Origin of the sequence: Vibrio sp. 10N.222.47.A9 (assembly GCF_963872585.1) — a bacterium.
GTDB classification, from domain to species: domain Bacteria; phylum Pseudomonadota; class Gammaproteobacteria; order Enterobacterales; family Vibrionaceae; genus Vibrio; species Vibrio splendidus.
On the sequence record NZ_CAWNBB010000019.1, the window covers coordinates 64,768 to 76,559 of the forward strand.

General features: G+C 44.2%; 12 protein-coding genes and 1 riboswitch. Of the genes, 8 read left to right on the forward strand and 4 right to left on the reverse strand.

Going from position 1 to position 11,792, the window contains the following annotated elements; genetic code table 11:
• Positions 1-13 precede the first annotated feature (13 nt).
• The gene (locus AACT19_RS03115) at positions 14-244 is read right to left on the reverse strand and encodes a DUF2909 family protein (RefSeq protein WP_029203703.1); all 231 of its coding nucleotides are present in this window, start codon (positions 242-244) and stop codon (positions 14-16) included.
• Position 245: 1 nt separating this feature from the next.
• On the opposite strand from AACT19_RS03115, the gene AACT19_RS03120 reads away from it, so the two are divergent.
• From AACT19_RS03120 to cyoE, 4 genes are all read left to right on the forward strand, one after another.
• Positions 246-1,079, forward strand: coding sequence for an SURF1 family protein (locus AACT19_RS03120; RefSeq protein ID WP_076645167.1), 834 nt, complete (start codon positions 246-248; stop codon positions 1,077-1,079).
• On the forward strand, positions 1,072-1,680 hold the full coding sequence (locus AACT19_RS03125) for a hypothetical protein (RefSeq protein WP_009845658.1): 609 nt from the start codon (positions 1,072-1,074) through the stop codon (positions 1,678-1,680). The genes AACT19_RS03120 and AACT19_RS03125 overlap by 8 nt, the downstream gene beginning before the upstream one ends.
• A 130-nt stretch (positions 1,681-1,810) precedes the next feature.
• Positions 1,811-2,866 carry a COX15/CtaA family protein gene (locus tag AACT19_RS03130; RefSeq protein ID WP_076645169.1) on the forward strand — a complete coding sequence of 352 codons (1,056 nt, stop codon included), beginning with the start codon at positions 1,811-1,813 and terminating at the stop codon, positions 2,864-2,866.
• The gene (cyoE, locus tag AACT19_RS03135; RefSeq protein WP_076645171.1) at positions 2,856-3,848 is read left to right on the forward strand and encodes a heme o synthase; all 993 of its coding nucleotides are present in this window, start codon (positions 2,856-2,858) and stop codon (positions 3,846-3,848) included. Before AACT19_RS03130 ends, cyoE begins: the two co-directional genes overlap by 11 nt.
• Positions 3,849-3,958: 110 nt before the next feature.
• On the opposite strand, the gene gbpA is transcribed toward cyoE, so the two are convergent.
• Positions 3,959-5,425, reverse strand: coding sequence for an N-acetylglucosamine-binding protein GbpA (gene gbpA, locus AACT19_RS03140; RefSeq protein ID WP_076645173.1), 1,467 nt, complete (start codon positions 5,423-5,425; stop codon positions 3,959-3,961).
• A 72-nt stretch (positions 5,426-5,497) separates the two neighbouring features.
• Positions 5,498-5,587, reverse strand: a riboswitch (cyclic di-GMP riboswitch).
• 323 nt (positions 5,588-5,910) lie between these two features.
• Between gbpA and AACT19_RS03145 the strand changes: the two genes are divergently transcribed.
• The 4 genes from AACT19_RS03145 to aroG all read left to right on the forward strand — a co-directional run bounded on the left by AACT19_RS03145 (position 5,911) and on the right by aroG (position 8,637).
• Positions 5,911-6,264: a hypothetical protein gene (locus AACT19_RS03145; RefSeq protein ID WP_017066796.1), complete on the forward strand. Its 354-nt coding sequence runs from the start codon at positions 5,911-5,913 to the stop codon at positions 6,262-6,264.
• A gap of 105 nt (positions 6,265-6,369) precedes the next feature.
• Positions 6,370-7,041 carry a DUF3313 domain-containing protein gene (locus AACT19_RS03150; protein WP_076645175.1) on the forward strand — a complete coding sequence of 224 codons (672 nt, stop codon included), beginning with the start codon at positions 6,370-6,372 and terminating at the stop codon, positions 7,039-7,041.
• Between the two features lie 12 nt (positions 7,042-7,053).
• On the forward strand, positions 7,054-7,269 hold the full coding sequence (locus AACT19_RS03155; RefSeq protein ID WP_004730103.1) for a DUF3820 family protein: 216 nt from the start codon (positions 7,054-7,056) through the stop codon (positions 7,267-7,269).
• Between the two features lie 315 nt (positions 7,270-7,584).
• Positions 7,585-8,637 (forward strand): 3-deoxy-7-phosphoheptulonate synthase AroG, encoded by a 1,053-nt coding sequence (gene aroG, locus AACT19_RS03160; protein ID WP_004730106.1) that lies wholly within the window; start codon positions 7,585-7,587, stop codon positions 8,635-8,637.
• Between the two features lie 113 nt (positions 8,638-8,750).
• Here aroG and AACT19_RS03165 read toward each other — a convergent pair whose 3' ends face one another.
• Positions 8,751-10,172, reverse strand: a complete 1,422-nt coding sequence (locus tag AACT19_RS03165; RefSeq protein WP_076645177.1) for a phosphomannomutase — start codon at positions 10,170-10,172, stop codon at positions 8,751-8,753.
• Positions 10,173-10,188: 16 nt separating this feature from the next.
• Positions 10,189-11,724, reverse strand: coding sequence for a mannose-1-phosphate guanylyltransferase/mannose-6-phosphate isomerase (locus AACT19_RS03170; RefSeq protein WP_076645179.1), 1,536 nt, complete (start codon positions 11,722-11,724; stop codon positions 10,189-10,191).
• Between the last annotated feature and the right edge of the window lie 68 nt (positions 11,725-11,792).

The window sequence follows — 11,792 nt, forward strand, 5'->3', positions numbered from 1 at the left end:
AGCCTATAGGGGATTAATAAGGGCGAGGGTTGGGAGTTATCACTCCTGAACCTAAAGCCAGTAACAACAGTAGCACGACAACGGCTGACCACATGACTCGACGACCCAAGAAGTGACTCAGTCTTTTGCCATTGTGTTTACCTGAGGCGATTTGGATTAGACCTTTCATCAAATTGAAAGCGATAAAAAACAGCAAAGCGACCAATACAATTTTAAACAACAACACAAAGGTAGATGACGCCATAGTGATAACTCCAAACCGATTGATTGATGATGAACACAAGTTCCGCAGTAAAGGTTTTTGGATAGCGGTTGTTTTAACTGTGGTTTCAGTCGGCATTTTAATCAAGTTGGGTTTGTGGCAGTTAGAGCGTGGTAACGAGAAATTGCGTTATGAACAACAGCTATCAGAAAGAGCGCAGCAATCGCCTAGGTCATTGGACACGGTTATCTCTGAATGGAAGGACTCGCGTACACAAGCGCAAGGTGCATCTGAACAGCAGTTTTTAAATGGTTTGAAGGTTGATGTGGAATTGGAAACACCAAGTGGTTTGGTGGTCTTGTTAGACAATCAGATTAACCAAGGAGCGGTGGGGTATGTGATTTACATGTTGGGAAAGGTTCGTCTTGAAGATGAAAACAATTCCTTAGTGGCTGAAAAACAGTTGTTGATCGATCTGGGGTTTGTTGCGGCAAGTAATGACAGAAGAGAACTACCGCAATTAGGAAACACAACACTACCAACCAAAATGTCAGGGCGTTTGTACACTCGTTCAGTGAATCCTTTAAGTCATGAGTTGGGTTTAGAAAATACGACACCGAATAGAATCCAAAACCTAAACATAGCAGCGTTATCACTGTACACAGGACAAGCCGTTTTACCCTTTGTCTTCCAACCGCAAAGCTTAGAATCGTGGCCTTATGAGTTGTTATGGCGACCGACGGCAATGAAATCTGAGAAGCACTTCGGTTACTCATTTCAATGGTTTGTAATGGCAGCGGTACTTTTGTTTTTGATGTTGTTAATTGGCTATCGGTACCTAAAAACGACACCTATCACGGAGAACAACGATGGATAAGTCTCAAGCACAAGTGAACAGGGAAAGTACCGAGGCAAACATGGCTGAGCTTAGAAGCCGTCGTACTAAGGGACGTTTGGTATTAATCGGACTCGTTTTAATTTTCGCTTTGCCTGCGATTATCGCCAAAACAGTGTTGGATCAGAATTGGTATACGTCAGGTGTCACTAACTCAGGCGAATTGGTCGAACCAAGAATTACACTAGCGGATTTCGGCGTAACGGTACCCATGGCTGGAGAGGGTTGGGTTGTGGGTTATATCGCTCCCACAGAGTGTGAAAGCTTATGCGAACAACAACTCCATTATTTGAATCAAAGTTACTTGGCGCTAGGGAAAAACAAAGAGCGAGTGACCGCCGTTGTTTTCGTCTCAGAAGGTAACTCGTTGTCGGGTTCGCTCAACAAGCCTGATTTATCTTTGTTAGCAGGTGGTGATCAATTAAGTACTGAGTTTGCACCCGCTTCCATTGTCATAATTGACCCACTCGGGCAATTGGTTATGGAATACAAAAGTGTTTCTGATCCTTCGCAGCTAGTCAGCCAATCTAAAGGCATGATTCATGATCTAAGAAAGCTGCTTAAGCTGTCACGAGTTGGGTAGTTAATCAGCTTAAGTTGATAAGCTTGAGTTGATGAGCTTGAGTTGATGAGCTTGAGTTAATGAGCTTTAGCAGATTGCGTTAATGCTGAGTGTTGTTAGCGAAAAGGGAATAAGTATAGGGAGATAAACGATGCAGAATAAAGCCCCTGATTTACTCATGCACATGATGAGATTAACTATCTTGTTAACCCTTACCGTGATTGTGCTCGGCGCTTATACCCGTTTGTCTGATGCTGGCCTTGGCTGTCCTGACTGGCCTGGGTGCTATGGAAAGATCACCGTTCCCTCGAATACCCAAGCCGTTAATCAAGCCAATCTACAATTCCCAGAACGAGCTCTCGAAGCAGACAAAGCTTGGATAGAGATGATCCATCGCTACTTTGCTGGCTCGCTCGGGTTGCTTATCTTCGTTGTTGTTGCTTGGTGCATCAAAAAGAACATCACCTCTGTTGGACTTCCTTTGCTTATCTCCGCCACTGTGATTTTCCAGGCCCTGTTAGGTATGTGGACGGTGACTCTAAAGCTTATGCCTGTTGTGGTGATGGCACACCTTATGGGCGGGTTCACGCTACTGTCACTGCTCTGTTTACTCTATTGTCGTCTGTCTAATGTCCAACAGCACTTTGGTGAGTCTGTTTCCCATTCTCCTCTTAAAGCGTGGGCATTGTTTGGGTTAATCGTTGTGGTTGGTCAGATATTACTAGGTGGATGGACATCGTCTAATTATGCCGCTCTGGTGTGTACCCAATTACCTATTTGTGAAGGTAACTGGATGAGCTATTTAGATTTCAAGAATGCCTTCGATTTTGCTCAACACGGCCATGATAACTATGAGTTTGGTGTGTTGGAATATCCCGCGCGATTAACTATACATGTCATGCACCGGTTCGGGGCTATCGCCGCCACACTAACGGTGTTGATGATTGTTTATCAGCTTTGGCAGCTTGAAAAAGGACCGCAAAGAAAGCTGGCTGTCACTTTGGCGATAGTGTTGTTTACACAGGTCAGTTTAGGGATCAGCAATGTATGGTTTCACCTACCGATCTCGGTAGCCGTTTTGCATAATTTGGTGGCCGCTCTGTTACTTGTCACCATGGTTGTTACAAACTTTGTGGTTTGGCAACGTCAACCGAGTGAGTACTTGATGAAGAACGATGTATTACAAGGAGGTAATCATGGTCACTAGAACATCAACACAACAAGGAGTGGTGCTTCAAGACATAGCTTCAAGCCAAGATATCGCTGCCAGTCAAGAGATAGCAGCCAACGGAGAAAGTGTTCTAAAAAATGAGCTGGCATCGAAAAACAAAGCTACTTGGAAGGTCTATTTAACGCTGACCAAACCCAAGGTAGTGGCTTTGATGTTGCTAACGGCATTGGTTGGAATGTGTTTGGCTGTGCCTAATGGATTACCTTTACAGCAAACTGTGTTCGGGATGATTGGGATAGGGCTGATGGCAGGTTCGGCGGCTGCATTCAACCACTTGATCGATAAAAAGATCGATGGGCAAATGACTCGAACAAATCGACGCCCTTTACCATCCGGTGAACTGAGTAGTGTGCGTGTGTTCAGCTTTGCAGCGGGTATCGGCTTACTTGGGTTCGCTACGTTAGTAGTGTGGGTCAATCAACTCACCGCTTGGTTAACCTTTGCAAGCTTATTGGGTTACGCAGTGATTTATACCATGTACTTAAAACGAGCGACGCCGCAAAACATTGTGATAGCAGGGATCGCTGGTGCAATGCCTCCGCTATTGGGCTGGACGGCGGTTACCAATGAATTGCACTCAAATGCTTGGTTGTTGGTGATGATCATCTTTATTTGGACACCTCCTCATTTCTGGGCGTTGGCAATTCATCGTCGTGACGAATATGCCAAGGTGAATATTCCCATGTTGCCCGTGACCCACGGAATCGAATACACCAAGACTTCAATTTTGCTCTATACCTTGCTGTTAAGCATCGTGTGTGTGTTACCAGTATTAGTTGGCATGAGCAGTTGGATATATCTGAGCGCGTCTTTGGTGCTCAACGGTGGGTTTGTCTATCACGCGTGGGTTCTGAAATATCGTGATGAGCCTAATATGGCGATGAAGACCTTTAAGTTCTCTATCTATCATCTCATGATCTTGTTTGTGGCTCTGTTGGCAGACCACTATCTACTTTGATAACCGCATTTCTGCTGTTGCTGAATAAGAAAACGGATGCTCTGGGCATCCGTTTTTGTTTGGCTAATTACACAAGCTCACATACTTGAAAGTAAGTAACTCGCTAACAATTAGTCCACTTTGTTCCATGCATCTTGCCAGTGTGAACCGACACCTGGTTCGTACTGAGTTGCTGTTGGAGCCCATTGAACACAGTAGCCAGAGTATGGGAACTCTTTACACTGATAAACGCCATCATCGCTGCTTAGAACCTTTGTTCCTGCAGTGTAATATTCAATGCTTTCTGGGAAAACGAAGTCGTAGTCGCCCGCTGGTGGCGGCGTTTGCTCGTCCATAAGGTGGAAATCAAGCGTGTTCTGATCAACTAAGTTACCTTGGTCATCTTTGGTCACAACCACAAGCATGTGGTGACCAGCTTCTGACTTAGAAAGAGTCAGTTGAATATCTTCAACTTGTCCGTCTGTTAGGTCTGATTTCTGAGATGCAAGTGCTTCACGGTGATGGTTGTACACGGTAAGCTCGGCGTGGATATCGCCTGTTGCCGCTAGCGTAAGGTCAAGCTGAGTAGGTTGGCTCTCATCGATAATGTACTCTGACTCTAGACCTGTTACTTCTAGCTCATGCTCGGGTTCTGGAGTATCAATCTTGTAGCCGATTTCAACACTGTTAAAGCCAGAGCCTGCTTTTAGATAAACAGGGTTCGTGCCGTAAACGGGTGCGAAATCGCCTTGGTCATTCAATTGGCCTGCTTTGATTTGCGTCTGCTCTTGATTGATCTTAGAGGCAAGTGCGTAAGACCAGTTATTGGCTTTGCCTTGATCAGAACTTTCAATCACAAGCTCTGTGCTGTATGAAGCGTTCTCACCAGATTGGTCAAATACACGCGTATAAACAGCGTCACCAACATTCAGGTCTTGTGTCGGGTTGATTTGACCACCTTGATCCCAATCAGGAATGATAGGGCCGTCGCCATCAAACTTCACATCGATAACGTTGTAGAAAGCCGCTGCAGTGTCACCTACATCCCATACCGCAAGGATCACTTGATAACCTTCGCGTTCTGGCACATTACACAAGTGGCTTACTTGCATCGGTGGCTGTTCCATATTGCCTTCAACAACACAGAATGGCGTTAAGTTGAAAGAGCTGCGCGCCAAAGGTTGGTTTGGGTTCCAGTCGGGTTGAGTAATGTAGTATTTCCAGTCGCGAGTCTTGTGATTAGCAGTGAACGTCCACTCGAAGTATTGAGAACCAGACTTGATCGGGCGTTTAACCCAGCGATCGGCTGTCTGTTCGTCAAGCGCTGCTGCTAAAGATGATTGCGCGCTGGCAATTTTTCCATCTGCAGGGCCGACTTCAGGGAAGCCTTCAGGGCCTTCCACACTTTGTGGCTCATATTGGATACCACCACAGTTGGTGTTTTTTTGTTGTGTATCACTCGCTGGGAACTTACATAGGGCGACACGACTCTCAGCAACGCCATTATTGTATGCCGAAACATAACCGTGACCGAAGCTTGCTCCACTTACGCTAAGTAGCGATAGTGCGATGAGCGATTTTTTTGGGAGTTGTTTCATTATTTGTCCTTACTGTATTTGGCCGACAAAAAAGAGAACACTCCAGCATGCATTGACACTTAAATCCTATTAAGTGGCGGCCCCGCTATCATAGACAGAATAATTGTCGACAGACCGGTGGCTTTGCGTCCTATTCTTTCAAATAGTTTGCCAGAAGTGCGTTTGAGCAAGCGAAATGTAGCCAACCAGTTTTATAAATGCGAATCAATAGATTGAAATGTGGAATGCCAATCTCGAACTTTTAATTCTTAATACAAATTAACTTGCTATATGTTTAGTTCGCTAACGTATAAATTATTGATATAAATGAAGAAAGTATTTGCTCTAATCGCTTTTGTGAATGCTTTTCGATTGTGATGTTTTGTTCTGCACGACAATTGCGCGCATATCAAAACCAAACCTTTGGTTTCCACTAACCAAACCCTGACATGCTATGTATGAAAAGCCGGACAATTGATTGGTATGAATTATATAAAGGAGTCGGTATGGAATTCACAGAACTAGATAGAGACGCGTTATATCAAACGTGGATGTCACAAAAATCGAGAATGCGTATTACGCAGATGGAGTTTTCAAAAAAGCTTGGAATGAACCAGCTTGATTTCTCTAGAGTGCTAAGAGGCGAGACGCCATTAACGATGTCTTTCGTTAGTCACTTTTGTCGTTTACTTCATTTAGAGCCTAGGAATGTTTTTCCTTCACTTAAAGAAGGTAATGAGTCAGGGCCAAAGGTGGTCTACCTGAAAAGTAGAATGAGCGTTGATGGTGAGATCCAAAATGCTTATATCGAAGGAAATCAGGTAATCGTAGAGTATGCACACACCGTTCAGCATGATTAATTTTAAAGCTAGCTCTGATTTTTACCCCCCCCCCCTTTTTCTACAACCTTTTCACATAGGGTATGGCATACTTAGTTAGATTCCTTAATTTTAGCTAAGTGCGTTATGAACTCTTTAAAAGTCCTTTTGCTTGTTGCAACCAGCATTTTCTTGTTTGGTTGTGCAGGCGGCCCAATTAGAACCGCTACTAAATTTACCAGCTACGAAGATTTTCAGGCAGGGACTGACGGAGGTGTCGACTTGGTTTGGGCAAGGGTTGGGCTACGTGACGCACAGCGTTTGAAATCCAAGTTAGATGACTACGATTCTGTAGTGATCGACCAAATTTTTGTTTTAGCAGAAGAAGGTTCGTTGGATCAGGAAGAGATTCAGGAACTCACTGAGCACATGGTTGAACGCTTGGAAGAGAAAATATCGCCTCATAAAACGATTGTCGATGAACCGACAGGAAAAACGCTGCGCTTGAGTATCGCTCTGAGTAACGTTGAAACGCCCAATCCGATCTTAGCTGTGACCAGTAGTGTACTGCCGTTTGGCCTTGCGATGTCTACCATATCTAAGGTCACGACCGGTGAGCATACCAATGTGGGAAGCGCCAGTGTTGAACTCTTGGTAAGTGATGCTCAAGAGGGTACACCATTGTTTGCAGCCATCAACCGTGAAGCGGGTAATAAAGACTTTTCAACCATGATTGACTCGCTTGATGATGCCAAAGATGCGATCAACTATTGGGTTGAACGTTTAGGTGATACTCTACGTCATATCGATGACGCTTAGAAAGAGCCTGTAATGCTAGAGAAAGAGAACCTGATTAAACTTGCTAGAATGCAAATGCCATTTGGTAAATACGCTGGTCGTACGTTGATTGACTTGCCTGAAGAATATTTGCTGTGGTTCGACAAAAAAGGGTTCCCCTCTGGTGAGCTAGGTGACTTATTAAAACTGTGCCTTGCTCTGAAAATTGAAGGGCTTGATAGCGTTGTCAAACCATTGAAAAGAATGTAGTTGAATAGAGAGCTTGCGTTAATCACGTGAGCTTTTTTTGTTTTCAAGTGCTACACAATACTACATGTATGCTGAAGCTTGAAGAATAGCTGCTCTTGTCTTCCTTGAAATTACGCAATCGATAGCGTGTAAATAATGCTATACAGGGTGTTTCTAATATAAAACACAAAAAAAATTGCGTTTATTTTCAATTAGTGATTGAAACTAGAGTTTTTACTAGTTAAGTTACAAGGAACAAGAAGATTAGTGCTGAAAGAAAGTTACGTGAGACAACGTACATTCAGCTCAAGGATAGAAAAAAGGAAGAAGTAAGCAATGTTCCAGACTGATGATGTAAGAATTAACAAAGTAAAAGAGTTATTACCACCTGTTGCTGTTTTAGAAAAGTTTCCAGCGACAGAAGTTGCTTCTTCTACAACCTTTGAAAGCCGCAAAGCGATCCACAATATTTTAGAAGAAAGCGACGACCGCTTGCTTGTTATTGTTGGTCCATGTTCTATTCATGATACAGAAGCTGCTCTTGAGTACGGCAAGCGTTTGAAAGTGTTGCGCGACGAACTTGGCGATAACCTTGAAATCGTAATGCGTGTTTACTTTGAAAAGCCACGTACAACCGTTGGTTGGAAAGGTCTAATCAATGACCCGTACATGAACGACACGTTCAAGCTAAATGATGGTCTTCGTCTTGGACGTAAGCTACTGCTTGACCTAACTGATATGGGAATGCCGACGGCAAGTGAATTCCTAGATATGATCACGCCTCAATACGTAGCAGATCTAATCAGCTGGGGTGCAATCGGCGCACGTACGACAGAATCTCAAGTTCACCGTGAATTGGCTTCTGGCTTATCTTGCCCAGTTGGCTTTAAGAATGGTACGGATGGCAACATCAAGATCGCAACAGACGCTATTCGTTCGGCAAGTGCTTCGCACCACTTCTTATCTGTGACTAAGTACGGACACTCAGCAATTATTGAAACAGTGGGTAACCCTGACTGTCATATCATTTTACGTGGCGGTAAAGAGCCAAACTACAGCGCTGAGCATGTAGGTAAAATCAAAGAAGAACTAGCAGCGTCAGGCCTTCCACAAAAGGTAATGATTGATTTCAGCCACGCAAACAGCTCTAAGCAGTTTAAGCGTCAAATGAATGTATCTGATGACGTTAGTGCTCAAATCTCAGGCGGTGACAAAGCTATCTTTGGTGTGATGATTGAATCTCACCTTGTTGAAGGTCGCCAAGATCTTGTTGATGGTAAAGCTGCAACTTACGGCCAATCTGTTACTGATGCATGTATTGGTTGGGCAGATACTGAAACAGTACTTCGCCAGTTGGCAGACGCTGTTGAAGCTCGCCGCAACAAGTAATCTAATCATTATAGCCAGTCACTAAACGACTGAAAATTCAAAGCCCTTATTAGCAATCGCTAGTAAGGGCTTTTTTGTGGTTCTTAGTTGTAAGCGGAAAGTGCCTTGTACTCTTAAATGAGAAAAGACAGTAACTCGTCGACTTTAAGTGACAGTAAAGTTCTATCTTGCTTGGTTTCCACGTTGAGGCGTATCAACGGCTCTGTATTGGACTTTCTTAAATTGAAGCGCCATGTGCCCATATTCATGCTGAGCCCGTCTGTGAGATCGATCTCAACGGCATCAACTTGATAGTGCGACAACACATAAGCCATGACTTGTTCTGGGTCTGAAACCTTACGATTGATCTCTCCCGAAGAAGGGAATCTATCCATACTCGAATTGGTCAATTGGTGAAGAGATTGTTGAGTTTTCGACATCAGTTCGATAATAAGCAGCCAAGGAATCATTCCTGAATCGCAATACCCAAAATCACGGAAATAATGGTGCGCACTCATTTCACCACCGTACACAGCGTTTAATTCTCGCATCTTCTCTTTGATGAGCGCATGCCCAGCTTTGACTGCAACAGCCTTCCCACCAAGCTTATTGGCGACTTCAATTGTGCTCCATGTCATACGCATATCGTGCAACACTGTGGCGTTAGGCTCTTTTAACAAAAATGCTTCAGCGAGCAACCCGACAATATAGTAACCCTCAATATAATTACCGTTTTCATCAAAGAAAAAGCAGCGGTCAAAATCACCATCCCACGCAATCCCTAGATCGGCCGAATGTTCTAACACAGCATTTCGAGTCGCTATTTGGTTTTCTATAATCAATGGATTGGGAATACCATTAGGGAAATTTCCGTCAGGAGTATGGTGAACCTTGATGAAGGTGATAGAGGCACTGAGTTCTTTAAATTTCTTCTCTAAAGCATCAATGACACGTCCTGCAACGCCGTTTCCTGCGTTAACCACAATCTTCATTGGGGAAAGTTTAGAAGGTGTTATGTAGGAGAGTAGGTGGTCTATATAAGGGGCGAGAATACTGGTCGATATGCAGGAGTTATTTGATTGAACATGAACGATCGGCAAATCGGCGTTCAGCTCTTGATACAGTTCTTTAATGCGTCGTTTGATTTTATCTAAACCACTGTTTTTACTGATGGGGCTAGCGCCAGCACTGACCAGTTTCATTCCGTTGTAATTGATTGGGTTATGGCTGGCTGTGATTTGTATTCCGCCAATCGCTTTTAGGTGACGAGTCGCAAAGTAGACTTCTTCAGTGCCAGTCATCCCAAGATCAATGACGCTTATCCCGGACTCGATTAAGCCTGCAGTAATGGCTTCTTGCAGTGACAAAGACGTTTCACGGTTATCTCGACCAATAACGACTGGGTGCGATGCACTTGGGGTCTTGGCATTTCCTGACAGGAGATATTCGCCAAACGCCTTTCCAAGCAGATAGACAAACGGCTCATTGATTTGGCTACCAATGATGCCGCGAATGTCGTTGTTCTTAAAGCAGCTAAGATCTAATGTTGGTTTCATTTGATTGTCGCCGCTTCTATTTCGATTTCTTGTTCTGAGACGAAGAAGCTTGTTCGTTTCGAACATCTCGCCCATAGCTGTCTTGATATCGAATGATATCGTCTTCACTTAAATGGCTGCCAGTTTGAACTTCAATCATTTCAAGAGGTGTCTCGCCAGGGTTCTCTAGGCAGTGGATGTGACCTAAAGGGATGTAAGTCGATTGATCTTCTTCGATGAGATAGGTTTTCTCATCGTTGGTCACTTTCGCAGTACCTGCTACTACTACCCAATGTTCCGCTCTATGATGATGCATCTGTAGTGAAAGCTGATGCCCCGCTTTTACGGTGATACGCTTAACTTTGTCTCGCTTTCCTAAATCAATCACATCGTATTTACCCCAAGGCCTAAAGACCTCGCGATGATGTACATACTCCGTTCGACCAGCCTGATTCAGTTGGCTAACAATCGACTTAACACCCTGAACCTTGTCTTTGTTCGCAACCAATATTGCATCTTTGGTCTCGACAATAATCAGGTTATCGACACCTACAGTAGCAACTAGCTTGTTTTCAGCATGAATGTAGTTGTGTTGAGAGTCGACGGTTAACACGTCACCTTCAATGACGTTGTTATGCTCATCTTTGTCGCTTACATCCCAGATAGCAGACCATGAGCCAATATCATTCCAACCGACATCCATCGGGATCACAGCTGCGTGCGAGGTTTTCTCCATCACGGCATAATCGATGGAATCGTTTGGGCTACTTTTGAATGCTTCAGCGTCGATACGGATAAAGTCGAGGTCGGTATTTTGCTTTGCAAGAGCGAGTTTACAAGCCGCTAATATCTCGGGGTGGTGTTCGGCGAGTTCTTCAAGATAGCGTGATGCCTTAAACATGAACATGCCACTGTTCCATAGGTACTGTTCTGAGCGAATGTATGCTTCTGCGGTTGCTTTATCGGGCTTTTCTACAAAGCACTCAATGTTGTAAGCGTAATGGGTTGGTTGGTCTGTAGTGTTGGTTTCTAGTTGTAGACTAGAGACAAGAGGTTGCCCTTGTTTGATGTAGCCATAGCCAGTCTCTGGAGCATTTGGGGTTATACCGAATGTCACTAGTTTTCCTTGTTTTGCGTACTCAACACCACGGTTAATCGATTGTTGGAATTCAGAGGTTTTAGCGATGTGATGGTCGGCAGCAAGCACTAATAAGATTGGGTCAGCCGCTTCTCCTTTAGTGTCATGAGACTTGGTCAAAGCTTGCAAGGCTGCAAGTGCGATGGCTGGCGCAGTATTTCTACCGACAGGTTCTAACAGAATGCCACTGTGCAGAACGTTAGTTGAGCGAATTTGTTCAGCAGCGATAAAACGATGCTCTTCATTACAGATAATGAATGGCGCATCGCAGCTGCTATCCGTTAGGTGTGCGTCGATACCTTGCAGGCGTTGAAGTGTTTGCTGAAGCATCGATTGTTCGCCAGCAATATTCAGGAATTGCTTAGGATAGAGCTCTCGAGACAGTGGCCAGAGGCGGCTTCCAGAGCCGCCAGCTAGGATGACAGGTAAAATCATAGAGTGGTAATTGTGTGCATTAGAATACTGCCATCATATTACCACGCTTCACGCTTATTACTTATCGA